The 24,991-nt window shown below is 67.5% G+C and carries 27 protein-coding genes; 13 read left to right on the top strand and 14 right to left on the bottom strand.

All coding sequences use genetic code 11. The features are described 5' to 3' along the window. Positions 1–18 precede the first annotated feature (18 nt). The 4 genes from CYU59_RS22340 to CYU59_RS22325 all read left to right on the top strand — a co-directional run bounded on the left by CYU59_RS22340 (position 19) and on the right by CYU59_RS22325 (position 3,523). Complete coding sequence (locus CYU59_RS22340) at positions 19–885, top strand: oxidoreductase (RefSeq protein ID WP_293002803.1); 867 nt, start codon at positions 19–21, stop codon at positions 883–885. Positions 886–1,015: 130 nt separating this feature from the next. After that, the gene (locus CYU59_RS22335) at positions 1,016–1,684 is read left to right on the top strand and encodes a 50S ribosomal protein L25/general stress protein Ctc (RefSeq protein ID WP_293002801.1); all 669 of its coding nucleotides are present in this window, start codon (positions 1,016–1,018) and stop codon (positions 1,682–1,684) included. 3 nt (positions 1,685–1,687) lie between these two features. Next, the gene (pth, locus tag CYU59_RS22330) at positions 1,688–2,263 is read left to right on the top strand and encodes an aminoacyl-tRNA hydrolase (protein WP_293002799.1); all 576 of its coding nucleotides are present in this window, start codon (positions 1,688–1,690) and stop codon (positions 2,261–2,263) included. 36 nt (positions 2,264–2,299) lie between these two features. Then, positions 2,300–3,523 carry a sodium-dependent bicarbonate transport family permease gene (locus tag CYU59_RS22325; protein WP_293002831.1) on the top strand — a complete coding sequence of 408 codons (1,224 nt, stop codon included), beginning with the start codon at positions 2,300–2,302 and terminating at the stop codon, positions 3,521–3,523. Here CYU59_RS22325 and CYU59_RS22320 read toward each other — a convergent pair. Next, positions 3,516–4,352 (bottom strand): helix-turn-helix transcriptional regulator, encoded by an 837-nt coding sequence (locus CYU59_RS22320; protein ID WP_293002797.1) that lies wholly within the window; start codon positions 4,350–4,352, stop codon positions 3,516–3,518. The two genes, CYU59_RS22325 and CYU59_RS22320, sit on opposite strands and share 8 nt — an antisense overlap. 35 nt (positions 4,353–4,387) lie before the next feature. On the opposite strand from CYU59_RS22320, the gene CYU59_RS22315 reads away from it, so the two are divergent. Next, the gene (locus tag CYU59_RS22315; protein ID WP_293002829.1) at positions 4,388–5,656 is read left to right on the top strand and encodes an amidohydrolase family protein; all 1,269 of its coding nucleotides are present in this window, start codon (positions 4,388–4,390) and stop codon (positions 5,654–5,656) included. A 41-nt stretch (positions 5,657–5,697) separates the two neighbouring features. Here CYU59_RS22315 and CYU59_RS22310 read toward each other — a convergent pair whose 3' ends face one another. The 6 genes from CYU59_RS22310 to CYU59_RS22285 all read right to left on the bottom strand — a co-directional run bounded on the left by CYU59_RS22310 (position 5,698) and on the right by CYU59_RS22285 (position 11,623). Continuing rightward, entirely contained in the window at positions 5,698–7,332 is a 1,635-nt protein-coding gene (locus CYU59_RS22310; protein WP_293002795.1) for a fatty acyl-AMP ligase, read from the bottom strand. Continuing rightward, the gene (locus CYU59_RS22305; protein WP_293002793.1) at positions 7,329–7,553 is read right to left on the bottom strand and encodes a hypothetical protein; all 225 of its coding nucleotides are present in this window, start codon (positions 7,551–7,553) and stop codon (positions 7,329–7,331) included. Before CYU59_RS22305 ends, CYU59_RS22310 begins: the two co-directional genes overlap by 4 nt. 64 nt (positions 7,554–7,617) lie before the next feature. Next, the gene (locus tag CYU59_RS22300) at positions 7,618–8,583 is read right to left on the bottom strand and encodes a 4-(cytidine 5'-diphospho)-2-C-methyl-D-erythritol kinase (RefSeq protein WP_293002791.1); all 966 of its coding nucleotides are present in this window, start codon (positions 8,581–8,583) and stop codon (positions 7,618–7,620) included. Between the two features lie 23 nt (positions 8,584–8,606). After that, positions 8,607–9,551: a 16S rRNA (adenine(1518)-N(6)/adenine(1519)-N(6))-dimethyltransferase RsmA gene (rsmA, locus tag CYU59_RS22295; RefSeq protein ID WP_293002827.1), complete on the bottom strand. Its 945-nt coding sequence runs from the start codon at positions 9,549–9,551 to the stop codon at positions 8,607–8,609. After that, entirely contained in the window at positions 9,515–10,642 is a 1,128-nt protein-coding gene (locus tag CYU59_RS22290) for a resuscitation-promoting factor (protein ID WP_293002789.1), read from the bottom strand. The genes rsmA and CYU59_RS22290 overlap by 37 nt, the downstream gene beginning before the upstream one ends. A 135-nt stretch (positions 10,643–10,777) precedes the next feature. Next, complete coding sequence (locus CYU59_RS22285; protein ID WP_293002787.1) at positions 10,778–11,623, bottom strand: TatD family hydrolase; 846 nt, start codon at positions 11,621–11,623, stop codon at positions 10,778–10,780. A 34-nt stretch (positions 11,624–11,657) separates the two neighbouring features. Here CYU59_RS22285 and metG point away from each other — a divergent pair, with 34 nt between their 5' ends. Then, on the top strand, positions 11,658–13,199 hold the full coding sequence (metG, locus tag CYU59_RS22280; RefSeq protein ID WP_293002785.1) for a methionine--tRNA ligase: 1,542 nt from the start codon (positions 11,658–11,660) through the stop codon (positions 13,197–13,199). A 5-nt stretch (positions 13,200–13,204) separates the two neighbouring features. Here metG and CYU59_RS22275 read toward each other — a convergent pair whose 3' ends face one another. Next, positions 13,205–13,561, bottom strand: a complete 357-nt coding sequence (locus CYU59_RS22275; protein ID WP_293002783.1) for a hypothetical protein — start codon at positions 13,559–13,561, stop codon at positions 13,205–13,207. Positions 13,562–13,572: 11 nt separating this feature from the next. Then, positions 13,573–14,037, bottom strand: coding sequence for a DUF1772 domain-containing protein (locus tag CYU59_RS22270; protein WP_293002781.1), 465 nt, complete (start codon positions 14,035–14,037; stop codon positions 13,573–13,575). A gap of 94 nt (positions 14,038–14,131) precedes the next feature. Between CYU59_RS22270 and CYU59_RS22265 the strand changes: the two genes are divergently transcribed. The 4 genes from CYU59_RS22265 to CYU59_RS22250 all read left to right on the top strand — a co-directional run bounded on the left by CYU59_RS22265 (position 14,132) and on the right by CYU59_RS22250 (position 18,144). Continuing rightward, the gene (locus CYU59_RS22265; protein WP_293002779.1) at positions 14,132–14,710 is read left to right on the top strand and encodes a TetR/AcrR family transcriptional regulator; all 579 of its coding nucleotides are present in this window, start codon (positions 14,132–14,134) and stop codon (positions 14,708–14,710) included. Positions 14,711–14,788: 78 nt separating this feature from the next. Beyond that, complete coding sequence (locus CYU59_RS22260; RefSeq protein ID WP_293002777.1) at positions 14,789–15,967, top strand: FAD-dependent oxidoreductase; 1,179 nt, start codon at positions 14,789–14,791, stop codon at positions 15,965–15,967. Continuing rightward, on the top strand, positions 15,964–16,866 hold the full coding sequence (locus CYU59_RS22255) for an RNA polymerase sigma-70 factor (protein ID WP_293002775.1): 903 nt from the start codon (positions 15,964–15,966) through the stop codon (positions 16,864–16,866). Before CYU59_RS22260 ends, CYU59_RS22255 begins: the two co-directional genes overlap by 4 nt. 21 nt (positions 16,867–16,887) lie before the next feature. After that, positions 16,888–18,144 (top strand): aminodeoxychorismate synthase component I, encoded by a 1,257-nt coding sequence (locus CYU59_RS22250; protein WP_293002773.1) that lies wholly within the window; start codon positions 16,888–16,890, stop codon positions 18,142–18,144. Here CYU59_RS22250 and rsmI read toward each other — a convergent pair. Continuing rightward, a complete protein-coding gene (gene rsmI, locus CYU59_RS22245; RefSeq protein ID WP_293002825.1) occupies positions 18,086–18,919 on the bottom strand; it encodes a 16S rRNA (cytidine(1402)-2'-O)-methyltransferase in 834 nt (277 codons plus the stop codon). The genes CYU59_RS22250 and rsmI overlap by 59 nt on opposite strands. A 191-nt stretch (positions 18,920–19,110) precedes the next feature. On the opposite strand from rsmI, the gene CYU59_RS22240 reads away from it, so the two are divergent. Both CYU59_RS22240 and CYU59_RS22235 read left to right on the top strand, forming a co-directional pair. Further along, on the top strand, positions 19,111–20,658 hold the full coding sequence (locus tag CYU59_RS22240; RefSeq protein ID WP_293002771.1) for a dolichyl-phosphate-mannose--protein mannosyltransferase: 1,548 nt from the start codon (positions 19,111–19,113) through the stop codon (positions 20,656–20,658). Between the two features lie 103 nt (positions 20,659–20,761). Further along, positions 20,762–21,646, top strand: coding sequence for a hypothetical protein (locus CYU59_RS22235; protein WP_293002769.1), 885 nt, complete (start codon positions 20,762–20,764; stop codon positions 21,644–21,646). A gap of 34 nt (positions 21,647–21,680) precedes the next feature. Here the strand turns inward: CYU59_RS22235 and CYU59_RS22230 are convergent, their stop codons facing one another. After that, on the bottom strand, positions 21,681–21,887 hold the full coding sequence (locus tag CYU59_RS22230; protein ID WP_293002767.1) for a hypothetical protein: 207 nt from the start codon (positions 21,885–21,887) through the stop codon (positions 21,681–21,683). A gap of 159 nt (positions 21,888–22,046) precedes the next feature. Here CYU59_RS22230 and CYU59_RS22225 point away from each other — a divergent pair, with 159 nt between their 5' ends. Next, complete coding sequence (locus CYU59_RS22225; RefSeq protein ID WP_293002765.1) at positions 22,047–22,643, top strand: alpha-ketoglutarate-dependent dioxygenase AlkB; 597 nt, start codon at positions 22,047–22,049, stop codon at positions 22,641–22,643. Positions 22,644–22,646: 3 nt separating this feature from the next. On the opposite strand, the gene CYU59_RS22220 is transcribed toward CYU59_RS22225, so the two are convergent. From CYU59_RS22220 to CYU59_RS22210, 3 genes are read right to left on the bottom strand one after another with little or no spacing between them, the layout of a single operon-like run. Further along, on the bottom strand, positions 22,647–23,303 hold the full coding sequence (locus CYU59_RS22220) for a DUF5642 family protein (protein ID WP_293002762.1): 657 nt from the start codon (positions 23,301–23,303) through the stop codon (positions 22,647–22,649). 24 nt (positions 23,304–23,327) lie between these two features. Beyond that, positions 23,328–23,990, bottom strand: a complete 663-nt coding sequence (locus CYU59_RS22215) for a DUF5642 family protein (RefSeq protein ID WP_293002760.1) — start codon at positions 23,988–23,990, stop codon at positions 23,328–23,330. 1 nt (position 23,991) lies between these two features. Continuing rightward, entirely contained in the window at positions 23,992–24,987 is a 996-nt protein-coding gene (locus tag CYU59_RS22210) for a GNAT family N-acetyltransferase (protein WP_293002823.1), read from the bottom strand. Positions 24,988–24,991 lie beyond the last annotated feature (4 nt).

The following is a 24,991-nucleotide window of genomic DNA, read 5'->3' as shown; positions in this document are numbered from 1 at the left end:
CGCACTACTGTGTTTTGCATGACCTCGTGGACCGCTGCAAATCTGCCCTCTTTCGCCGGACGCACGGTCATCGTGACCGGCGCCAACAGCGGCCTGGGGGCCGTGACTGCCCGCGAGCTGGCCCGGGTCGGGGCAAAGGTGATCCTGGCCGTCCGCAATCCCGGCCGGGGTGAAGCCGCTGCGCAGGCGATGACCGGCGACGTCGAAGTGCGCCAGCTCGACCTCCAGGACCTGGCGTCGGTGCGGCAGTTCGCCGACGGCGTCGACCACGTCGACGTGCTGGTGAACAACGCCGGCATCATGGCCGTCCCACATGCCAACACCACCGACGGTTTCGAGAGCCAGATCGGCACCAACCATCTGGGCCACTTCGCGCTGACCAACCTGCTGCTGCCGAAGGTCACCGACCGGGTGGTCACCGTGTCCTCGATGATGCATTACATCGGCTACATCAGCCTGAGCGATCTGAACTGGACCTCGCGGCCCTACTCGGCCTGGCTGGCCTACGGTCAGTCCAAGCTGGCCAATCTGCTGTTCACCAGCGAGCTGCAACGCCGGCTGCAGACAGCCGGCTCGAAACTGCGGGCGGTTGCCGCTCACCCCGGTTATTCGCACACCAACCTGCAGGGTCACTCCGGCAACCCGGTCGGCGATGCGCTGATGTCGGTCGGCAACAAGCTGGCCACCGACGCCGACTTCGGCGCCCGGCAGACGCTGTACGCCATCTCCCAGGATGTCGCGGGCAACAGCTTCATCGGTCCGGCGTTCGCCATGTTCGGCCGGACCAAGCCGGTGGGCCGCAGCCCGCTGGCCAAACGCGACGCCACCGCCGCCGCGTTGTGGGAGCTGTCCGAGCGGCTGACCGACACCAAATTTCCGCTCTGAGCCGCTGATGCGCTAGCCTGACCAGGCGTCACGGCGAGGGCGGCTCACCGAAGCCACCGTTATCGACGGGGACCGACATTCGTCGCGACTCCTGGCCGTGCCCCGGTATCTCACACAGGAGCGACATCAAATGGCTAACACCGCGAACAAACTCGCCGTCCAGGTACGGACCGAGACCGGCAAAGGCGCGTCCCGCCGGGCCCGGCGCGACGGCTGGGTTCCGGCCGTCCTCTACGGCCACGGCACCGACCCGCAACACCTGGCGCTGCCCGGCCGCGACTTCGCCGCGGTGCTTCGACACGCCGGCACCAACGCGGTGCTGACGCTCGACATCGAGGGCACCGAGCAGCTGGCGCTGACCAAGGCGCTCGACATCCACCCGATCCGTCGCTCCATCACCCACGCCGACCTCCTGGTGGTCCGCCGCGGCGAGAAGGTGACCGTCGACGTCAATGTCGAGATCGTGGGTGACCCCGTCCCCGGCACCCTGGTCACCCAGGAGGCCAGCACCATCCTGATCGAGGCCGACGCGCTGTCGATCCCCCAGTCGCTGACGGTCTCGATCGAGGGCGCCGAGCCCGGCACCCAGTTCACCGCCGGCCAGATCGAACTGCCGTCCGGCGTGAGCCTGATCGCCGACCCGGAGAGCCTGGTCGTCAACGTGGTGGTGGCGCCGACCGAAGAAGACCTGGAGAGCGAAGGCGCCGGCGAGGCCGTCGAGGGCGAACAGCCGGCCGAAGAGGATGCCGACGGCGACGCCGAGGGTGAAGCCTCCGAAGCCGAGTCCGAATCCGACTAACTCGTGGCCGGCCCACAACTGGTGGTGGGTCTGGGCAACCCCGGACCGAACTATGCCCAGACGCGGCACAACCTGGGGTTCATGGTTGCCGACCGGCTCGCCGCCCGGCTGGGCTCGAACTTCAAGGTGCACAAGCGTTCCGGCGCGGAGATCGCCACCGGTCGGCTCGGCGGTCGTTCGGTGGTGCTGGCCAAGCCGCGCTGCTTCATGAACGAGTCCGGCCGGCAGGTCGGTCCGCTGGCGAAGTTCTATTCGGTGCCGGCTGGTGACGTGGTGATCATCCACGACGAGCTCGACATCGAGTTCGGCCAGATCAGGCTGAAGCTCGGCGGCGGCGAGGGTGGCCACAACGGATTGCGGTCGGTCGCAAACGCGCTGGGCACCAAGGACTTCCAGCGGGTTCGGATCGGGATCGGACGCCCGCCCGGACGCAAGGACCCGGCCGCCTTCGTGCTGGAGGCCTTCAGTGCCGCCGAGCGCCCCGAGGTGCCGACGGTCTGTGAGCAAGCGGCCGACGCCACCGAGTTACTGATCGAACTCGGTCTGGAGCCGGCCCAGAATCGGGTGCACGCGTGGTGAACTCCGCGGCCGGCTTCGGTGAGGGGGCTGACTGTGTTGCTTCATGAGTTCCTCAGCAACGTCGGGCACAACCTGTTCAAACCGCTGTTGTTGTTCTTCTACTTCGGCTTCCTCCTTCCGTTGCTGAAAGTGGATTTCGAATTCCCCGACGTGATCTACCAGGGCCTGACGATGTACCTGCTGCTCGCGATCGGGTGGCACGGCGGCGAAGAGCTCGCCGAGATCCACGCCTCGAGCATCGGTCAGATCGTCGGTTTCATGATCGTCGGCTTTGTGTTGAACCTTGCCATCGGCATGATCGCCTACCTGCTGTTGACCCGGTTCACGTCGCTGCGCAGAATCGACAAGGCCACGGTCGCAGGCTATTACGGCTCGGACTCGGCCGGCACCTTCGCCACCGCGGTCGGGATTCTGGTCAGCGCGGGCGTGGCGTTCGACGCCTACATGCCGGTGATGCTCGCGGTCATGGAGGTTCCGGGCTGCCTGGTGGCGCTCTTCCTGGTGGCGCGGCTGCGGCAGCGGGGGATGGACGCCGACGGCAACATGCCGGGCGAGCGCGGCTACGTGGCCCTGGCGGAGTCGACGCTCGCCGCCGCCACGCAACCACCCCCCGGACAGCAGCTCCATCCCGAGCACGAGGTCAAAATCGGCCAGCGGCACGACTTCTCGGTGCCGGCAGAACCCGCAGCCGGGGACACCGCCGCGGACACCGGCAAGAAGAAGCCCGTGTTATCCCTGCAATTGCTACGGGAGGTCTTCCTCAACCCGGGGTTGTTGCTGCTCTTCGGCGGCATCGTGATCGGCTTCATCAGCGGACTGCAGGGGCACAAGGTCACCCACGACGACGACGTCTTCTTCATCTCGGCCTTCCAGGGAGCGCTCTGCCTGTTTCTGCTCGAGATGGGCATGACGGCTGCCCGCAAACTGCGCGACCTGAGGACCGCGGGTAAGGGATTCATCGCCTTCGGGTTGCTGGTGCCGAATATATTTGCGCCACTGGGCATTGTCGTTGCACACGGCTACGCGTACCTGATCCATCAGGAGTTCGAGCCGGGAACGTATGTCTTGTTCGCGGTGCTGTGCGCGGCGGCGTCATATATCGCGGTGCCCGCGGTGCAGCGACTGGCGATACCCGAGGCGAGCCCGACATTGCCACTGGCCGCATCGCTCGGGCTGACGTTCTCCTACAACGTCACCATCGGCCTCCCGCTCTACATCGAGATCGCCCACGTCGCCGAGACGTGGTTCCCGATCACGTGAAGTCGGGCGCGGTCCGCTGCCGGTAGCTCGTCGGCGGTTCGCCGCAGAACCGGGTGAAGGCTCGGGTGAAGGCGCTCAGGCTGTCGAAACCCACTGCGCTGGCTACCTTTTGGACCGACTCCCCCGGGCTGACCAGCAACGCCATCGCGCGCAACATGCGGGCGTGCAGCAGGTACGTCCGCCACGACATGCCGACGGCGTCGTCGAACTGGCGACGCAGCGTTCGCTCGGAGACCGCGACGGCGCGACTCACCTCGCCTGCGGTCACGGATGCCAGGTGCGCCTTGGTGTACTGCATGGCCGCGGCCACGGTCGGATTGTCGGCGGTCGGCAGGCTCAGCGGCGCCTCGTGGTCGAGCGCCTCGAACACCAGGTGACCGAGGGTCTGGAAGAACCCGTCGGACACCGGGTCGCTGTCCGGGCGGCCGATCGGCCAGCGCAGCGCGTAGATCATCATCTGGCGGATCAGCGGTGACACCACCACGATGCGGGCCCGGCTCTCGTGAACGTCCAGGGCGGGCAGCAAAGCAGGATCGAACATCACCGCCACGCTGCGAACGTCTGGGGTCATGGTGGCCTGGTGTTCCAGACCGACCGGTATCCAGGCGGCCTGTTGCGGCGGCAGCAGATAGTGCGCACTGGCCGTCTCGACCTCCACGACACCGCCGATCGCGTACTGGATCTGATGCAGGTCGTGGGAGTGCCAGCCGGTCACCAGCTGGCTGCCCTGGTAGAGGTAACTGCCGGCCCGGGCCCGCCCACCCCGGCGCAGCTCGACCAGGCTGGCCGTTTCAGGCAAAAGGTTGGCCGAAGATGCGGAGACGGTCATCGGTGTCCAGGGTAATAAGTAAAGCCATGGATGCAATGACTACCGACGACCTCATCCTGGTGAGCATCGACGACCACGTGGTGGAGCCACCGGACATGTTCCTGCGCCATGTACCGCAGAAGTACAAGGCCGAAGCCCCGATCGTCGTCACCGATGACAAAGGCGTCGATCAGTGGATGTATCAGGGCAGGCCGCAGGGCGTCAGCGGCCTCAACGCCGTGGTGTCCTGGCCGGCCGAGGAGTGGGGTCGTGACCCGGCCGGCTTCGCCGAGATGCGACCCGGCGTCTACGACGTCCATGAACGGGTCCGCGATATGAACCGCAACGGGATCCTGGCCTCGATGTGCTTTCCGACCTTCACCGGCTTCTCGGCGCGCCACCTCAACATGACCCGCGAAGACATCACCTTGGTGATGGTGTCGGCCTACAACGACTGGCACATCGACGAATGGGCCGGTTCCTATCCCGACCGTTTCATCCCCATCGCCATCCTTCCGACCTGGACCCCGGACGGGATGTGCGCCGAAATCCGCCGGGTGGCCGCCAAGGGCTGTCGCGCGGTGACCATGCCGGAACTGCCCCACCTGGAAGGGCTTCCGAGCTATCACGACGACGACTATTGGGGCCCGGTGTTTCGCACCCTGACCGAGCAGAACGTGGTGATGTGCCTGCACATCGGCACCGGGTTCGGCGCGATCAGCATGGCGCCCAATGCTCCGATCGACAACCTGATCATCCTGGCCACCCAGGTCTCGGCGATGTGCGCGCAGGACCTGTTGTGGGGCCCGGCGATGCGTAAGTACCCCGACCTGAAGTTCGCCTTCTCAGAGGGCGGAATCGGTTGGATCCCTTTCTATCTGGACCGCAGCGACCGGCACTACACCAACCAGAAGTGGCTGCGCCGCGACTTCGGCGACAAGCTACCCAGCGACGTGTTCCGTGAGCACTCGCTGGCCTGCTACGTCACCGACAAGACGTCGCTGAAACTGCGGCACGAGATCGGCATCGACATCATCGCCTGGGAGTGCGACTACCCACACTCGGACTGCTTCTGGCCGGACGCCCCCGAGCAGGTGATGGCCGAACTACGCTCGGCCGGCGCCGACGACGAGGACGTCAACAAGATCACCTGGCGCAACGCGTGCAACTTCTTCGGATGGGACCCGTTCGCCCGCACTCCGCGCGCGGAGGCAACGGTGAAAGCGCTGCGCGCCAAAGGATCCGACGTCGACGTGTCGATCAGGCCGCGCAAGGAATGGGCCCGGCTCTATGAGCAGAAGCAATCGGTGACTACGTCGATGTAGCCGACTCCTCATCGCGCATACAACGCGCGCATCGTCGTCGGCTAGGTAACCAGGGTCACCGAGTTCGCCCGGCGCAGCTTGCCCGACGAGGTCTTGGGGATGGTCCCGGGTCCGAGCACGACCACGTTGCGCGGCCGCACGTCGACCTCGGTGACGACCTCGTGCGCGACCTGGTGCTCGATGCGACGCACCTCGGCCGGGTCGTCGTAGGCGTTGGATTCCACTGCGACGGCAAAGGTTTCGCGCGAGTGGCCGGCGTCCAGCCGGACCGCGACGGCGCAGCCGATGCGGACCCCCTCGACGCGGCCCGCGGCACGCTCGATGTCGGTCGGGTAGATGTTGCGCCCGGCCATGATGATGACGTCCTTGACCCGTCCGCACACCACGACGTGGCCGTTCTCCATCAGGTAGCCGAGGTCACCGGTGTCGTACCAGCCGTGCTCGTCCTGCGCGGGCAGGAACCCGCCCATGGTGATGTAGCCGGGCGTCACGCATTCGCCACGCAGCTCGATGACGCCGACACCGCGCGGGGGCATCACGTTGCCGTTCTCGTCGACGACGCGGGCCTCGAGATCCTTGAGCAGCGGACCGAGTGAGGCCAGCCGCCGGGTGTTCCCCTTGGCGGCGGGCACCGCGCGCCGCAGCGCGGCCAACAGATCGGCGTCGACCTCGTCGACCACCAGCCCGGCGTTGCACTCGGAGAACGACACCGCCAGCGTCGTCTCCGCCATGCCGTAGGCGGGCAGGATCGCCGACGGCTTGAGACCGAACGGCTTGCCGGCATCGAGCAGGTCCTCGACGTCGGCCGGGTCGACCGGCTCGGCGCCGGACAGCGCGAAGCGCAGCGTGGACAGGTCGTACTGACCCGGCTCGGCCTGCTTACGCAGCCGCTTGGCGAACAGCGCGTAGGCGAAGTTCGGCGCCGCGGTCATGGTGCCCTTGTACTTGTCGATCAGCTTGGCCCACAGCAGGGTGTCGCGCAGGAAGTCCATCGGCGTGACCTTGACCAGCTCGGCGCCGAAGTACATCGGGATGGTGAGGAACCCGACCATGCCCATGTCGTGGAAGCAGGGCAGCCAGCTGACCATGACGTCCTTGTCGACGTCGTACTCGGCGCCGATGAACATGGCTTCGGCATTGGAGTAGATGTTGCGGTGGGTGATCTGGACGGCCTTGGGGGAACCGGTCGAACCCGAGGTCAGCTGCATCAGCGCCAGGTCGTCTTCGTCGGTGTCGACCGGGTCGACCGGCTCGCCCTCGAGCAGGTCGCCGATCTTGAGGACCTTGATGCCCTTTTCCTCGAGCACCGGGATGGCGACCAGGAAGGGCTCGGAGACGATGACGGCGCTTGCCTCGATCATCGCGATGACGTTCATGGTGTCCTCGGCCCAGACGGCGAGGTCGGTGCGCGGGGTGGGCTGGTGCAGCATCGTCAGGCTGGCGCCACGCATCCACAGGGCCTGCGCGGTCGGCGCGATCTCCACCGGGAACCCGGCCAGCACGCCCACGGCGTCACCGGGGCCGATTCCCGCGGCGGCCAGCCCGCCGGCGATGCGGCGGGCCCGTTCGTGCACTTCGAGCCAGGTGTGCCGGACGGGCTCGTGCGGCTCGCCGGTGACCATGCCCCGCGAACTCTCGTGAGCATTGCGGAACATGTTCTCGGTAAACCTGCTCACGATTGCCTCCTCGGTTCCGGCGCCATCGCCCGGCCTTCAATGTTGCTCCTGCTCACGCACACATTGGGATAGCCGCGCGCCCACAATTGAGCAGCGATTTGGTCTCGAATCGCCTGCGATGCGATAACCGCCCGCAACCGGCCGCCGTCGTTGCCGGCACGCCCGCCGGTCGTGATGGCGGGCGGGGAAACCAGGCTCTTAGCTCGACCGGAAATCGTCACCGTCGAGTATCTTAAACTCCTCTTAAAGAAGTGCCAAACCGTGGCGCGGAATTTTCTGTGAGATCTACCCGCCGGCAGCCGGCGTGGGCACCAATCGGGCCCCATGTACCGGACCGCTGGCGACGCGCACGGTGCGGCACACCCCGGCGCCGGTGAGTTCGGTGCCCACGTCTACCGCCGACGACGCTGACCTGCACAGGAACGCGCAGGTCGGTCCGGATCCCGAAACCAGGCCGGCCAGCGCGCCGGCCTCGACACCGGCGCGCAGCACCCGGCGCAATGGCGACTTCAGGCTCAGCGCCGCCACCTGGAGTTCGTTGCCGAGCAGCGGAGCCAGCTCCTGTGGGTCACCGGCCGCCAGGGCGGCCAGCACCGGTCCCGCGTCGCCCAGGCGGGGCGGCGCGCCGACTGACTCTCTGCTACGCAGATTGTCCAGTTCGCGGAAGACTTTCGGGGTGGACAGCCCACCCTCGGCGAACGCGAGCACCCAGTGAAATATGTTGCGGGTCAACACCGTAGCGAGCTCCTCGCCACGTCCGGTGCCCAGCGCGGTACCGCCGTGCAGGGCGAAAGGCACGTCGCTGCCCAGCTCCGCGGCCAGCGGGTGCAGGTCGCGACGGGGCAGTCCGAGGTCCCACAACGAGTTCAGCGCCACCAGCACGCCCGCCGCGTCCGCGCTGCCACCCCCCATGCCGCCGGCGACCGGGATGCTCTTGTCGATCAGGATCGCCACATCGGGCGCCCGGCCGACGTGCTCGGCCATCAGCTCGGCGGCCTGCCAGGCCAGATTGCGTTCGTCGAGGGGCAGCTGGTCGGCACCCTCGCCGGTGATCTCCAGCGACAGCACGTCGGCGTTGCGCACCGTGACCTCGTCGACCAGCGAGACGGCGTGGAATACCGTCGTCAGCTCGTGATAGCCGGTGTCCAGCAAGTCCCCGACGGCCAGATACAGGTTGATCTTGCCGGGCGTACGGACCGTCACCGAACCAGTGGGCACCCATCGAGCTGCGGTGCTCGGATCCGTCGGCACCGAACGAGACTATCGCCCGCGGATCAACTGGCCGACGCGTGCCGCTGGACTTGGCCGCGGGGAGCGGCGTCGCCGACCTCGCCCGAGCGCTGGTAGAGCCGGACGAATTCGTCGACGGTCAAGGTCTCACCCCGGCGGGACGGGTCGATGCTGGCGGCGAGCAACCGACTGGCCGACTCGTTGCCCGAACCGGCCCACTCGATGAAGGCATTGCGAGATGTCTTGCGCCGCTGCGCGAATGCGGTGTCGATCAGCTTGAAGACGTTCTGCCGGAACTTGGCATCGGTCGGCCAGGGCGGGTTGGGGTGGCGGTCGATGCGCACCAGCCCGGAGTAGACCCGCGGGATCGGCCAGAACACCGTCGGCGACACCGTGCCGTGCCGGCGGACCTCACCGTGAAACCGGACCTTGACGCTCGGGACGCCGTACTCCTTGCCGCCCGGTTCGGCAGCCAGCCGCTCGGCGACTTCGGCCTGCACCATCACCATTACCGTTCGCAGCGTTGGGAATTCACCGAGCAGATGCAGGATCGCGGGCACCGCCACGTTGTACGGGAGGTTCGCCACGACCGCTGTCGGCGGGGAGTCGAGATCGTCGGGGCCGATGGTCAGCACGTCGCGGTTGAGCACGGTCAGCCGCTGGACCTCACTGTTCGCGTGCTCGGACACCGTCTGCGGCAGTCGCTCGGCAAGCACGGGGTCGATCTCGACGGCGCTGACCGCGCAACCCCGGTCCAGCAGCGCCAGAGTGAGCGAGCCGAGCCCGGGGCCGACTTCCAGGACGTGGTCGTCACGGTTGACGCCAGATGCCGTCACTATCCGGCGCACGGTGTTGGCATCGTGAACGAAGTTCTGCCCCAGCGATTTACGCGGCCGGAAATCGAGTTCCTTGGCCAACCGCCGGATTTCGGTGCGCCCAAGCAACTGGATGGTCAGCGCGCACCAGCTCTTCCGCTGCAGACCGGCCAGGCTCCCCAGCCCTGACGGGCGCGGGTCACCTCGGCGACGGCGATCTGCTCTTCGCGCGACGCCATGTCTGCTCGCGGGGCGAACCGCAGGCCGCCGTTGCGCTCCCATGTGCTCTGGTCGAACTGCACCCCGCCGTAGTACCCGTTCCCGGTGTTGATCGCCCAGTTGCCGCCGGCCTCACAACGTGAAATGGCATCCCAGATCTGGCCGTTGCCGACGTTCGGCACCTCGGTGCCCGGCTTGGTGCCGACGCGGACGACCGCGTCGCGGGCGGGCGTGATGACGTGGCTGGCCACCGGCAGGCGACCGGTCTCGATGCCGTTGACCTTGGACACCGCGTAGGTCATGTCCTGACTGCCGGCGGCGCCTTTGTCCTCGACGATCTCTTTGCTCATGTTCATCTGCGGGTCTTCGATTCGCCGCCGCGGCGGGTCCAGCGGCACCCGCTCGGTGATCTTTTCGATCCGGTTGCGGATCACCTGGATGTGCATGCCGTCGATCACCGGCGCCGCGGCGACGGGCGTCACGTGGTCGCTCTGCTCCAGCGGCACGCCGAGGTTGGCCAGCAGTTCGCCGACCCGGGCGGCAGCCAGATGGACATTGCGCACCGCGCCGCCGTCGTCGAGCTCGACGGTCTTGGCACTGACGACGGGCAGGGACATGCCAGCCAGCGGGACACGACTGCCGCGCGACGCCGCGGCCGGCGCGGTGTCGGTCATGGCCAGCTGGGCGAGCGCCTCGTCGACGGTCGAGGCTGTGGTCCACACCTGCTTGGTGTTCTGGCCGTCCAGCGAGATCTGCAGCGGACGGCTGCGCCGCAACACGATGTTGGCCGCGTTCGGGACTTTCTCACCGGCAGCGGGGTACAGGTCGTCACGGTCGGTGACGGTGAACCCGTTCTCCTTGATGATGTCGATCACCCGCGACTTCATCGTGGTCACGTTCATCGCGGTGCCGTCGACACTCAGCGTCACGGTCTTGTAGTCGGCGACCGCGAAGGCGCCGGCGAAGGCCAAGACCAGCAGAAGGCCCGCGACGAGATAGCGCAGAGCCGGGGAAGGAGCCTGATGGAGTTTCGTAATTACATTCAACGCGCGTGTATCCCGACCTCGACCACATGAGTGACAGATAAAAGGGGGCCTCTGGGGCCCCCACCGTTTCGATAACAGGAAGGTAACGAATAGCCAAGGGGACGGCAACTCGACCCCGGTCACATTAACCGAGTTTTAACCCTCGGGTGCCAGCCGGTAGGCGCGCCGCGCGTTGTCCGTAGTGATCTCGGCCACGTCCTCGGCGGGCCGTCCGATCAACTCGGCCAGCGCCCGCGCGGTGTAGGGCAGGCAGTACGGCTCGTTGGGCGCGCCGCGGTACGGGTGGGGGGTCAGAAACGGCGCGTCGGTCTCGACCAGGAGCTGCCCGGTCGGCACCAGCGGGACGGCTTCGCGCAGCGCGTGGGCGTTCTTGAAGCTCACCGTCCCGGACAGGCTGACCATCCAGCCGGCGTCGGCGCAGGCCCGCGCCAGTTCCGCGCCCGACGAAAAACAGTGGAAGATCACGGTTTCCGGGGCTCCCTCGGCCCGCAGCACGTCGAGCACGTCGGCGTCGGCGTCGCGGTTGTGGATCATCAGCGGTTTCCCGGTTCGCTTGGCCAGGTCGATGTGCCAGGCGAATGCCTCCCGCTGCACGGCCGGGTCGGCGCAACCGTCGAGCTTCCCGGGCCAGAACAGGTCCATGCCGGTCTCCCCGACCGCCACCACCCGTGGGTGGGCGGCCAGCCGCTCGATCTCGGCGCGGGCGTCCTCGGTCAACGCGTCCGCGCGGGTGGGATGCAGCGCCACCGCGGCGTAAACCCGGGCGTCCCAATCAGCGGCCTGGGTTGCCCAGCGCGCCGCCGCCAGGTCGTCGGCGATGGTGACCACCGCCGTCACCCCGACCGCCGCCGCGCGGTCCACGATCGCCCGCACGTCATCAGCATCCGTCGCGCCGCAGGCATCCAGGTGGGTGTGCGCGTCGATCAACGGACCCAGCCGCGGCGGGGCGGGCGGCGGCGGACGTTTGGAACTCACGCGCACACCATAAGTTGCCCGGCAAATAAGGTATGAGGCGATGAAGCCGTACTACGTCACCACCGCGATCACGTACCCCAACGGTGACCCGCACGTCGGGCATGCCTACGAGTACATCGCCACCGACGCGATCGCCCGGTTCAAACGCCTCGACGGCTTCGACGTCCGCTTCCTCACCGGAACCGACGAGCACGGCCTCAAGATGGTCGAGACGGCCGCGGCGCAGGGCATTCCGACCGCCGACCTGGCCCGGCGAAACTCCGATGTGTTCCAGCGCCTCCAGACGAAGCTCAACATCTCCTTCGACCGGTTCATCCGCACCACCGACGCCGACCACCACGAGGCGTCCAAGGAGATCTGGCGCCGGATGGCCGCCGCCGGCGACATCTATCTGGACAGCTACTCGGGCTGGTACTCGGTGCGCGACGAGCGCTTCTTCGTCGAGTCGGAGACCGCCCTCGTCGACGGCGCCCGGATCGCCGTCGAGACCGGCACCCCGGTGACCTGGACCGAGGAACAGACCTTTTTCTTCCGGCTGTCCGCCTATACCGAGAAGTTGTTGGCGCACTATGACGCCCACCCCGACTTCATCGCTCCGGAGGTGCGGCGCAACGAGGTGGTCAGCTTCGTCTCGGGCGGTCTGCGCGACCTGTCCATCTCGCGCACGTCATTCGACTGGGGCGTGAAGGTGCCCGACCATCCCGACCACGTCATGTACGTCTGGGTCGACGCGCTGACGAACTATCTGACCGGCGTCGGCTTTCCCGACACCGAATCGGAACTGTTCCAACGCTATTGGCCGGCCGATCTGCACATGATCGGCAAGGACATCATCCGGTTCCACACCGTCTACTGGCCGGCATTTCTGATGTCGGCGGGAATCCCGTTGCCGCGCCGGGTTTTCGCGCACGGATTCCTGCTCAACAAGGGCGAGAAGATGAGCAAGTCGGTCGGCAACATCGTCGATCCGAACACTTTGGTCGACACCTTCGGGGTGGACCAGGTGCGGTACTTCCTGCTGCGCGAGGTGCCTTTCGGCCAGGACGGCAGCTACAGCGAGGACGCGATCGTCAGCCGGATCAACGCCGACCTGGCCAACGAGCTGGGCAACCTGGCCCAGCGGTCGCTGTCGATGATCGCCAAGAACCTCGACGGCGTGGTGCCGACACCCGCGGAGTTCAGCGCTGACGACAACGAATTGCTCGCCCTCGCCGACGGCCTGCTGGCCAAGGTGCGCGCCGAATTCGACAACCAGGCCATGCATCTCGCGCTGGAGGCGATCTGGCTGATGCTCGGTGCGGCTAACCGGTACTTCTCGGCGCAGGAGCCGTGGGTACTGCGCAAGAGCGACGCCGAGGCCGACCACGCGCGTTTCGCGACGGTGCTCTACACGACCTGTGAGGCGGTGCGCATCGCAGCGCTGCTGGTTCAGCCGGTGATGCCGGATTCGGCCGCCAAGCTGCTCGACCTGCTCGGCCAGTCACCCGAGCAGCGCGGCTTCGACTCGATCGGCACACGGTTGCGGCCCGGCACGGCGCTGCCGGCACCGAGCGGGGTCTTCCCGCGCTATCAGGCCGAGTGAGTTCGCTAGCGCGACAGGCGAATACGAATCGTCACCCGGCCGTCGGCGTCGCGGTGGGCAACGGCGTGCCCCGCGCGTTCGGTCCCGTCCAGCGTCAGGGTCACGGGACCGCCTTCGCCGACGAAATTGCGCCACCAGGTTTTGGCGTCGGGCAGGTTTGCGCCGACCTCGACCTCGTCGCCGCGACGACGGTAGGCCACCGGGATGCTGAACGTCCGTCCCGACCGTCGTCCGGTGTAGCTGATCATCGTGACGTTGCGCCGCAGCAGCTTTCCGAACCGGGGCGAAGCGGCGATCGCCGCGACGGGCGCGTTGAACAGCGGGGCCGCCCGCATGAGGAGTCTCGCGACATTGTTGACCATGTTTCAACCTTTCACATCAGCAGCGTCGCACACAGGGATGCGACCGCCAGTCCTTGCAGGGCTGCCCTCACGTTGATGACAGCGTCCCACTTTTGTTGCAGCGCGCGAACATTCGCGATCGTCTCGGAACGGTCCACCGCAGCGGTCAGTTGGCGATTGATCGGGGCGCTCACCCGCAGGTAGATCACCAGCCACACCACGAGCAGACCGACCGCACCGCCGGCCGCCCCGGCCTGCGTCCAGCGACCCGACATCGCGAAAAGCGCGGTGCTGGTGGCCGCCGCGACCAGACCGAGCACGCCCGGCACCGGCATCCGCGTGTCACCGTAACGATGGATGTTGCCCATCACCGCGAGCAGAACCGCGTCGTCGACCTCAGCGAGCGCCGGCCGTTGCACGGCAGCGCAGAACACGTCGGTGCCGTAGACCACCGCGGCGCTCAGCACCGCGATCACTGCGACCAGTTCGGCGGCCATGGGTCCTCCTCGATTAGGTGTTAGCAACGCTAACCTCCACGACTCACTGCGTCAATAGCACCGCTAGAATTGATAGCGCAGCTACCATGAGTCGATGGCCATCGAGGATCGCCGCGAGCGCGAACGTGCCGCGCGACGGCAGTTGATCACCACCACGGCGCGCAGACTGGCCGAGGCAGAGGGCTGGGATGCGGTCACCACCCGCCGGTTGTCGGCCGAGATCGAATACAGCCAGCCGGTGCTCTACAAGCATTTCGCCGGTATGGACGGCATCGTGGCGGCGGTCGCGGTCGAGGGCTTCGGCGAGCTGCGCGACGCGCTGTCCGCCGCCCGCGCCCACGTCACCGACGGCCGCGCCGCGCTGGCCCGGGTTGCCAAGGCATTCACCGGGTTTGCCCGCGACAATCCGGCGCTGTTCGACGCCATGTTCGTCCGGGCCAGCACGCTGGCGTTCGCCGCCGAAGACACCCCGAAGGAACTGAGCGCGGCCTTCGCGGAGCTGCGCGCCGCGGTCGAAGCGGTCGCCGGCGACCGCGACCGCGACACCCTGACCGAGGTGGTGTGGGCCGCGCTGCACGGGCTCATCACGCTCGACCGCGGCGGCCGGTTGCGCCCCGAGTTCCACGCCGCCCGCCTCGACATCCTGGTCGCGGAGGTCTGCGCGACGAAGTGAGCCTGGTCACACGCTGTCACAGCGGTGGGGGTGGCGGTGTCTTGAGGGCAGCACATCCCCTTCAGACAGGAGAAGACCATGACCGCCCAGAGCACTCACATCGTCGTGATCGGCGGCGGATACGCCGGCACGTTGGCCGCCAACCGTCTGCGGCTCAATCCGGGCATCGATTCCATCACCGTGGTGAACCCGCGGCCGGTGTTCGTCGAGCGGATCCGGCTTCATGAGTTGGCCGCCGGCAGCGGCGGCGCGGCCGTGGATTACGGAACCATGCTCGGCGAGGGCGTCCGACTGGTGATCGACAACGCCGAACGGATCGACACCGCCGAGGGCACCGTCGAGCTGTCCTCCGGCGCGACGCTGAACTACGACTACCTGATCTACGCGGTCGGCAGCACCGGCGTCGTGCCGGCCGCAGTGCCCGGAGCCGTTGAATTCGCCTACCCGATAGCCGAACTCGAGCAGGCCGAACGACTCCGCGGCGCGCTCGGCGAGCTGCATCCGGCCGCGCCGGTGACCGTCGTCGGCGCCGGTTTGACCGGCATCGAAACGGCATCCGAGCTGGCCGAGCAGGGCCGTCGGGTGCACCTGGTCTGTGGCGGGACGCTGGGCCCGTCACTGAGCCGGCCGGGCCGGCGCTCGGTGGCCAAGTGGTTGCGCCGGTTCGGCGTGGACGTGCGCGAGACCGCGACCGTCGCCGAGGTCCGCGCCGACGCGGTGGTGCTCACCGACGGCTCGGTGCTGCCGAGCGCGCTGACGGTGTGGACGGCGGGCTTCGGGGTGCCGGAATTGGCCGCCCGTAGCGGCCTGCACACCGACACCTTGGGCCGGCTGGTCACCGATGAGACACTGACCAGCGTGGATGATCCCCGCATCGTGGCGGCAGGTGACGCAGCGGCGCCGGCCGGCCAGCCGTTGCGGATGAGCTGCCAGGCCGCGATCCCGCTGGGCGCGCAGGCCGCCAACACGGTGCTCAGCCGCATCGCCGGCACCCCGCCCGCCGCGGTCGACCAGGCCTTCACGGGTCAGTGCATCAGCATCGGCCGCCGCCACGCCACGATCCAGCTCGCCCACTTGGACGACACACCGCTCAACCTCTTCATCGGTGGCCGCATCGCCGCGTCCATCAAGGAACTGGTCTGCAAGGGCACGGTGTGGGGCATCCGCAAAGAGGCCGCCAAGCCCGGCTGGTATCGGTGGCTCAAGGGAAGCAAGCGGGCACACCGTCCGGCGGCCGAGGCGGTCACGGCAGCGTGACCGCCTCCGACGGTCACGCCGAACGGTTCATGCTGCTGCGGCCGCTACTGTTCACCATCGCCTACGAAATCCTGGGCTCGACAACCGAATCCGATGACGTGCTGCAGGACAGCTACCTGCGGTGGGCCGAGGTCGACCTCAGCGGTGTGCAGGACACCAAGGCCTATCTGGCCCGGCTGGTCACTCGCCAGGCGCTCAATGCGCGGCGGGCGGGTGCCCGGCGCCGGGAGGACTACGTCGGCCCCTGGCTGCCCGAGCCACTACTGCTCGACGAGCAGGATCCCTCGGCCGATGTCGTTCTGGCCGAATCGGTTTCGATGGCTATGCTGGTGCTCCTCGAGACCTTGAGTCCCGACGAGCGGGCGGTGTTCGTGCTGCGCGAGACGTTCGGTTTCGACTATGACGAAATCGCTTCCGCGGTCGGCAAATCGGAGTCGGCGGTACGCCAGGTCGCGCACCGCGCCCGCGAACATGTGCAGGCGCGGCGCAAACGTTTCGCGCCGGCCGACCCGGGGCAGAACACCCGGATCGCCGCGGAGTTCATGGCGGCGGCGGCCGGCGGCGACGTGCAGGCGGTGATGGCGATGCTGGCGCCCGACGTGGTGTGGACCGCCGACAGCAACGGCAAGGCCAGCGCGGCCCGCCGTCCGGTGGTCGGCGCCGACAAGGTGGCCCGGGCGATCGTCGGGCTGATCAGCCGCGGCATGCAGCTGCCGGATGTCCGCGCAGAGATGGTGGTCTGCAATTCCGCACCCGCCGTCCTGCTCTACAACGGCGAGACGTTGGAGGGCGTCTTCACCGTCGAGATCGTCGACGGCAAGATCAGCAATTTCTACGCCATGCGCAATCCGGACAAGCTCGCCGCGGTCACGACCGCACGCAAAATCAGCCGCGGCTGAGATTTCTGCCAAGCTAGGGGCGTGCGAATCGACCGGCTCGGCGATCTGGGCAGCGCCCACGAGGTGCTTCGCGCCGTCGGCGACGCCACCCGCCGGTTCGACCTGCCGCCGCCCGCCGCGCTGACCGGGCAGTGGTTCGGCGCGCTGGCAGTCATCGCGCCCAGCCTGCCGGTTCTTCCCGTCGACCCGGCCGATGCCTTCGACGTCCGGCCCGGCTCGCACAGCACCACGGTCGGCGGGGGCTGGATCGGCTACCTGTCCTACCCGGATCCGGGTGCAGCGGGCCAGCCCGGCCGGGTTCCCGAGGCCGCCGGCGGTTGGACGGACTGCGTGCTGCGCTGCGACCGCGACCGACAGTGGTGGTACGAGAGCCTGTCCGGCGCCCCGATGCCCGGCTGGCTGGCCGAGGCGCTGACCTCCCTCACCGCCGCGCGCGCCTACCGGATCGACTGGAACGCCGCCGACCAGCAGGCGCATCGCACCGGAGTGCTGGCCTGCCTGGAGGCCATCCGGGCCGGCGAGGTCTACCAGGCCTGCGTGTGCACCCAGTTCACCGGCACGATCGCCGGCGACCCGCTGGACTTCTTCCTCGACGGCGTCGCGCGCACGGATCCGGCCCGGGCGGCCTACGTCGCCGGCCCCTGGGGCGCGGTCGCGTCGCTGTCACCGGAGTTGTTCCTCTGCCGCCGAGGTGATCTGGTGACGTCGAGCCCGATCAAGGGCACGCTGCCGCTGTACGCTCCCCCGTCGGCATTGCGGGCGTCGAGCAAGGACGTCGCCGAGAACGTGATGATCGTCGACCTGGTCCGCAACGACCTGGGGCGGGTTGCGGTCACCGGTTCGGTCACGGTGCCCGAGCTGCTGGTCGTCAGGCCCGCGCCGGGCGTGTGGCATCTGGTGTCGACGGTGTCGGCGCAGATTCCCGTGCAGCTGCCCACCGCGACCCTGCTCGATGCGACCTTTCCACCGGCGTCCATCACCGGAACACCCAAACTGCGTGCCCGAGAGCTGATTTCGCAGTGGGAGCACAACAGCCGTGGAATATACTGCGGCACAGTTGGATTGGCGTCACCGGTAGCCGGCTGCGAACTGAACGTCGCGATCCGCACGGTGGAGTTCGACGCGGTCGGCAACGCGGTGCTGGGCTCCGGCGGCGGAATCACCGCCGATTCCGACCCCGATGCCGAATGGGAGGAGTGCCTGCACAAGGCCGCCCCGATCATCGGGCGCGCAACACCGCGTCGTAGAGCTCACGCCGTGACGTCGCACCTGGTGTAGCCGAGATCACCTGCGCGCACGCGTCTTTGACGCCCATGCCGCCGTCGGCCAGCGCGATCACCTGGGTCACCAGCGTGGGCAGGTCAGCCTGCAACACCGCGCCGGCCAGTACCACGGTGATCTCGCCGAGCACGCCGTCGGCGGCCCAGGTGGCCAGCTCGTCCAGCGACCCGCGCAGCACTTCCTCGTGCACCTTGGTCAGCTCGCGGCAGACCGCGGCCCGCCGGTCTCCGCCCAGCTGCTGGACCGCGTCGAGCAGGCAGGCGTGCAGGCGGCGCGGCGATTCGAAGAACACCGTCGTGCGCGACTCGGCTGCCAGTGACGACAGCCAGTTGCGGCGCGCGCCCTGTTTGCGCGGCGCGAATCCCTCGAAACAGAACCGCTCCGAAGGCAGGCCCGAGACGGCCAGCGCGGTCGTCACCGCAGACGGTCCGGGCAGACACTGCACCGGAATGCCGGCTTCCACGCACGCCGCCACCAGCCGGTGGCCCGGGTCGCTGATCAACGGCATTCCGGCATCGCTGACCACCAGAGCGGTGGCCCCGGCGGTGAGCTGCTCGATCAGAGCGGGCACCCGGGCCGCCTCGTTGTGGTCGAAGAGGCTGACCACCTTCCCGGCAACCACGACGTCGAGGGCCTTGGCCAGCATCCGCAACCTGCGGGTGTCCTCGGCGGCAACGATGTCGGCGGTGGCCAGTGCCGCGACCAGCCGTGGCGACGCATCGGACGGCTGGCCCAGCGGGGTGGCGCCCAGCAGCAGTCGGCCCGAGCTCACGTGCCGCTCCTCCTCATCGCTTCGCTCTGCATCGTCGACGGCACGGCCCGAGCTCACGTGCCGCTCCTCCTCATCGCTTCGCTCTGCATCGTCGACGGCACGGTCCGAGCTCACGTGCCGCTCCTCCTCATCGCTTCGCTCTGCATCGTCGACGGCACGTCGTCATGGGCGACAGCCTACGATCAGTTCTGATGACCGCCTTGACCGACGACGTCGTCGCCGATGACGAAGCACCGGTGATCAGCCCCGGACCCCTGGTGCCCGCACCCGATTTCGGTCCGGTGGACCGGCTCGAAGGATGGGTGGTCACCGGCGTCATCACGGCGCTGGCGGCGCTGACCAGAACGGTGAACCTGGGTTCGCCCACCGATGCCGGAACACCGATCTTCGACGAGAAGCACTACGCGCCGCAGGCCTGGCAGATGCTGCACAACCACGGAGTGGAGGACAACCCCGGCTACGGCCTGGTCGTGCACCCGCCGGTGGGCAAGCAGTTGATCGCGACCGGCGAGGCGTTGTTCGGCTACACCGGACTGGGTTGGCGCTTCACCGGCGCGATCCTCGGCACGATCATGGTGGCGCTGGTCGTCCGGATCGTGCGGCGGATCAGCCGTTCGACGCTTGTCGGGGCGATCGCGGGACTGCTGGTGATCGCCGACGGGGTCAGCTTCGTGGTGGCCCGCACCGCGTTGCTCGACGGTTTCCTGGCGTTCCTGGTGCTTGCCGCGTTCGGCGCCCTGATCGTCGACCGCGACCAGGTCCGCGAACGTATGTATGTGGCCTTCACCGAGGATCGCATCGCCGAGACGGTCTGGGGACCGCGGCTGGGCGTGCGGTGGTGGCGGTTCGGCGCGGGCGTGCTTCTCGGATTGGCTTGCGGGACAAAGTGGTCCGGGCTGTACTTCGTCGTGTTCTTCGGGTTGATGTCGTTGGCGTTCGACGTGGCGGCCCGCAGGCAGTACCGGGTGCTGCGGCCGTGGCTGGGCACGGTACGGCGCGACCTGTTCCCAACGGCGTACGCGCTGTTGCTGATTCCGTTCGGGGTCTACCTGGCCAGCTATGCGCCGTGGTTCGCGTCCGAGACGGCGATCGACCGCCACGAGGTAGGTCAGTCGATCGGTAGACACTCGAATGTCCCACTGCCCGATGCCATCCGCTCGCTGTGGCATTACACCGCGAACGCGTATCACTTCCACGCCGGGTTGACGAATTCCGCAGGTAACTACCACCCGTGGGAATCCAAGCCGTGGGCCTGGCCGATGTCGTTACGGCCCGTGCTCTATGCGATCGATCAGCAGAACGTGCCGGGTTGCGGTGCGCAGTCGTGCGTCAAAGCGGTGATGCTGGTGGGCACACCGGCGCTGTGGTGGATTTCGGTGCCCGTGCTGTTGTACGCCTGCTGGCGGATGCTGGTGCGCCGCGACTGGCGCTACGCCGCGGTGCTCGTCGGGTACTGCGCGGGTTGGCTGCCGTGGTTCGGTGACATCGATCGGCAGATGTACTTCTTCTACGCGGCGACCATGGCGCCGTTTCTGGCGATGGCGATCGCCCTCATCCTCGGCGACATCCTCTACAAACCCAATCAGGGACCGGAGCGGCGCAGCCTCGGGCTGATCGCGGTGTCCTGTTACGTCGCAATGGTTTTGACGAACTTCGCCTGGCTGTTCCCCATTCTGACCGGTCAGCCGATTTCGCAGAACACCTGGAACATGGAGATCTGGCTACCCAGCTGGCGCTAGCGCCCTCCCGCGAAACAGAATCCAGGGCTGTCGATGCCGCTTATCCACAGCCCTGGCTTCTGCCTGGAGCCGCAGCTGATCACCAACCAGCATCATCGCGCCCATGGAAGCTCCGACTGTCGGCAGCGAAGCGATCGCCCGCGGCGCGCTCACCCGCGGACAACTGCGCTGGAACTACCGGCCGATATTTCCGGATGTCTACATTGCCAAAGGCGGCGAACAGACATTGGCGGCGATGACCGTCGGGGCATTCCTGTGGTCCCAGCGTCGGGCAACCATCACCGGCCGAGCCGCCGCAGCACTGCACGGCGCGACGTGGGTTCGCGAGACCTCACCGATCGAGATGCTCTGGCGGAACAACCACTACCCGCCGGGCATCATTGCGCGTAACGAGCGGATCGCACCCGACGAAGTGACCGTCATTCGCGGTGTGAGGGTGGCGACGGCGGCGCGCACCGGTTTCGATCTCGCGCGACACCTACCGACTACGACGGCCGTGGCACACCTCGGCGATCTCGCTCGCGCAACACGAATAACGAAGCACGACTTGACTTATCTCGTCGACCGCTACCCGGGAGCTCGAGGAAACAACCTCGCGCGTTCGGCGATCGACCTGATGGATGCCGGAGCGGAGTCACCAAAGGAAACCTGGTTGCGACTCGTCCTGATCAAGGCCGGCCTTCCGCGGCCGAGTACACAGATCCGGGTCAGCGACGGCGAATTCGTCGCCTACCTGGATATGGGTTGGGAGGCTCCGATGGTCGGCCTCGAGTACGACGGCGAACACCATCGCCTCGATCGACGCCAATACGTGAAAGACATCCGGCGAGCGGAACTGCTCGACGATCTCGGTTGGCACGTAAACAAAGTGGTCAACGAGGACCGTCCCCGCGACGTCCTCGCGCGCACCGTCCGCGCCCTTGCCCAACGAGGCTATGCACCCTCACCTGTAACGCGAAACAGAATCCTCGGTCGCGGAGCCGCCTGATCACCTGCCCTGACTGCTGTTTCGTGCTTCCGGGTCAACCCAGTGCGCAGGCTTCGCGCAGCTTCGGCGAGTAGGTGACATCGCCGCACTCGCATTCCCAGGTCGTGTGCCGACCTCGACTGCAGGTGCACCCCCTGGTGGCGACGATCATGTGCCCGGGCAGCAGCCAGTGTCCGTTCGCGCAGCGGTAGGGCCTCTTGTCCGTGTACAGAGCCAACTCGTCGTCCACATCCATAGTCACGCCTACGACAGTGACAGGTCGGGTCCGGCAGCGGCAGGTCGGCGACCGGATCGTGATCGTTCGGTGTCCGGCCCGGGGCGTGTCGGTGACCTTCTCCGGACGCCTCGGCCTTCGTCGCCACACGTGAAAATCGAACAAGCGTGCGATAGAATCGCCCGCGTGGCGATGGAGGTACAGCAGTCGTTGTTCGAGTGCAACGAACGCCGGTCGCTGGATCACGGTGCCTGGATCGACGTTCGCTCCGGGTGGTTGACCGGGGCCGACGAGACGTTGGGCGAGCTCCTGGAAACCATCCCCTGGCGCGCCGAGCGCCGACAAATGTACGACCGGGTGCTGGATGTGCCTCGCCTGGTGAGCTTCCACGACCTCTCCGTCGACGAAGCGCCGCATCCGCTACTGGCCCGAATCCGTCGACGGCTCAACGACATCTACGCCGGCGAACTCGGTGAACCGTTCACCACCGTCGGCCTGTGCTGGTACCGCGACGGATCCGACAGTGTGGCGTGGCACGGCGACACCATCGGACGCAGCAGCACGCAGGACACCATGGTGGCGATCGTCAGTCTCGGCGCCACCCGCACCCTCGCGTTGCGGCCCCGGGGCGGCGGTGCATCACTGCGACTGCCACAGGCACACGGCGACCTGTTGGTGATGGGTGGCTCCTGCCAGCGCACCTGGGAGCACTCGGTGCCGAAAACGTCGGCCAGCACCGGGCCGCGGGTCAGTATCCAATTCCGGCCGAGAGACGTCCGCTAGCGATCAGTTCTTGATCGCGGCCACCGACTTAACCAGCAGATCGCGAGCCTGTTTGGTGTCGACCGGCTTCGGCGGCTGACCCGGAATGGGCATCGGGTTGGCAGTGACGATCACCTGGTAGTCGCCGAAATGCGCGGTGTAGTTGTACAACTCGCCGCTGCGCGGCTTGCCCTGCACCACGGTTTGCAACAGCCGGTGCACGCCGAGCGTCTGGGTGCCGTCGATGTGCGGCGTCTCGACCACCTCGATCAGCCCCCGCACCCGACCGCCCTGGAACGCCACCTTGGCGCAGTTTCGCGGGGGTTCTTTGAACGGCACCGACGCCGACGTCTGGACGGCCATCGCGATGAAGCGCCCGCCCTCACCCTCGGCGGCCACCGCGGCCATGTTTCCCTGCAGTCCCGCCGGCATGTCGTCACCGATGACGAACTCCGCGCAGTCGGGCGGATCGAAAGTCAGCCCCGGTGGCAGCTTGTGCGTCGCCAGCACCTTGGGATCGATTGCGGTTTTGGCGGTTTCCTTGACTTTGTAGCCAGGCCCGAAGTCGGACTTGACCTGCGTGATCTTCGAGATATCCGCCGACGGTGGCGCCTCCGAGGAACCATGGGAGCACGCTGCCAACACGCAGACCGTCCCAAGGGCAACAGCAATCCGCATCATTGAGGCCAATCTAACGCACCGCCGTCACCCGCGTACGGCTGATACCGTTTTCACCAGCAGGTCCGCCGCGAATTGCGGCGTCAACGCCGGATGCGGCGAGCCGGGATCGCTGATCAGCGTGGTGAAGGCATAGTAGTCACCGAGGTACGCGGTGAAGGTGCTTGCCTGCGAGGCGATTTCATTGCCGCCCTCGACGGAGGTCGCTATTCTCGCCGCCATTCCCAGCGTCTCGGCGGAGTCGATGTGGGGCGCGTCGACGATGCTGATACGAGCGCGGGCGCGGCCATCGGTCATGCTCCACTGCCGGCACTGGTCCACCACGGCGTGATCCAGTGCCACCGTGCCGGATGCAGCGAGGACGACCACCGCATACACCGTGCCACCGGCACCCGACCCGGAAATGCCCTGGGCCCGCTGGCCATGACCACCGGCCGGGTCGGCCAGCTGCGCGCAGCGCTCCGGGCTGGCCGCGCCGGCACCCGCTAGCCCCCAAATACGTTGCGGTGAAGCCAGATCCGCTATCGGAGCCACTTCGTAGCCCGGCGGCAGGTCGCGCCGCACCCGTCTGATGTTGCCCGGGTCGACGTGGCGCGCCGATGCGCCGGCCGACGGCGCCGCTGGGAGCTCCGCCGGTTGGGCACACCCGGCGAGCAGTAGCAGTATCGCCGCTCCGGCAAACCGCCGCATGTCAGCTGACGGCCCGAATGACCTGACGGGCAACATGTTTGATGCTGGTGATCATGTCGCGATCCAGTGACAGGTGCGCGGAATCAGGAACGTCGACGACGGTGGTGACCACCCCGACGTCATCGCGCTGCCAGAACGCGCCATAGTGATCCATCAGTGTGCGCATCGCCACGTTGTCGGCAAGCATTCGCCCCGAGAACTTCTCCACCCCGGCCACCCGCGCGGCAACGGCGAGGGCGTCGATCAGAAACGACCCGATCCCCCGACCCTGGTAAGCGTCGGCGACCGTGAACGCGATCTCGGCGACGTCGGGATCGTGGTTGTCGCGCACGAATCGCGCATCGGCGATCGGATTGCCGTCCCGGTCGGTCATCACCCAGACGAAGTGGTCGACGTAGTCGACCTCAGCCAGATAATCCATCAGCGCCGGACTCGGCACCCGCGCCGACATGAACCGCCGGTACAAGGTGTCGGCGGAGAACCGGACATGCCCCTGCAGGGTGCGGGCGCTGTCTCCGGGCAGCACCGGACGCAGCAGCAGCTCGGTGCCGTCGCGGGTGCGGACCGGGATCGGCGTGAGAAACGCCGCGAGCCGCTGGCGAACCGTGCGCACCAGCCGGGTCATGATCCCGGGAATGTGCACCAGCCGCGCGAAAGCGTCGCTGTCGCCGACCCAGCCGGTCAGCACGTTGGTGGTGGTCACCGTCGCGGTCCGCGGGATGTTGCGCAGCAGCGCGATCTCGCCGACGATCGTGCCGGCCGCGACGTGCTCGACGGTCACCACGTGGTCCTCCGCGACGTGCTGGATCTCGGCCGCGCCCGACGCGATGAGCAGGAACGACACCGCCCTCTCGCCCTGGCGCATCAGGACCTGTCCCGCCGCGGCCTGCAGCGGTTGCAGGCTGGCCGCCAGCGGCATGAGGTCCTCGGCGGCGCGCCCCTTGAAGATGTCCAGCGCCGCGAGTTCATCGGCGCGCAGCGTGGTCAACTCGCTCACCATG

The sequence above is a fragment of the Mycobacterium sp. genome, assembly GCF_002863225.1.
Lineage (GTDB): Bacteria > Actinomycetota > Actinomycetes > Mycobacteriales > Mycobacteriaceae > Mycobacterium.
This window is presented reverse-complemented; position numbering and strand designations above follow the sequence as displayed.

Bases quoted from the DNA above. Each gene is read 5' to 3' on its own strand.
- metG (WP_293002785.1), top strand. From the start codon at position 11,658: ATGAAGCCGTACTACGTCACCACCGCGATCACGTACCCCAACGGTGAC.
- CYU59_RS22260 (WP_293002777.1), top strand. From the start codon at position 14,789: ATGACCGCCCAGAGCACTCACATCGTCGTGATCGGCGGCGGATACGCC.
- CYU59_RS22340 (WP_293002803.1), top strand. From the start codon at position 19: ATGACCTCGTGGACCGCTGCAAATCTGCCCTCTTTCGCCGGACGCACG.
- CYU59_RS22215 (WP_293002760.1), bottom strand. From the start codon at position 23,990: ATGCGGCGGTTTGCCGGAGCGGCGATACTGCTACTGCTCGCCGGGTGT.
- CYU59_RS22270 (WP_293002781.1), bottom strand. From the start codon at position 14,037: ATGGCCGCCGAACTGGTCGCAGTGATCGCGGTGCTGAGCGCCGCGGTG.
- CYU59_RS22315 (WP_293002829.1), top strand. From the start codon at position 4,388: ATGACTACCGACGACCTCATCCTGGTGAGCATCGACGACCACGTGGTG.
- CYU59_RS22320 (WP_293002797.1), bottom strand. From the start codon at position 4,352: ATGACCGTCTCCGCATCTTCGGCCAACCTTTTGCCTGAAACGGCCAGC.
- CYU59_RS22220 (WP_293002762.1), bottom strand. From the start codon at position 23,303: ATGATGCGGATTGCTGTTGCCCTTGGGACGGTCTGCGTGTTGGCAGCG.
- CYU59_RS22265 (WP_293002779.1), top strand. From the start codon at position 14,132: ATGGCCATCGAGGATCGCCGCGAGCGCGAACGTGCCGCGCGACGGCAG.
- CYU59_RS22240 (WP_293002771.1), top strand. From the start codon at position 19,111: ATGACCGCCTTGACCGACGACGTCGTCGCCGATGACGAAGCACCGGTG.
- CYU59_RS22335 (WP_293002801.1), top strand. From the start codon at position 1,016: ATGGCTAACACCGCGAACAAACTCGCCGTCCAGGTACGGACCGAGACC.
- CYU59_RS22235 (WP_293002769.1), top strand. From the start codon at position 20,762: ATGGAAGCTCCGACTGTCGGCAGCGAAGCGATCGCCCGCGGCGCGCTC.
- CYU59_RS22275 (WP_293002783.1), bottom strand. From the start codon at position 13,561: ATGGTCAACAATGTCGCGAGACTCCTCATGCGGGCGGCCCCGCTGTTC.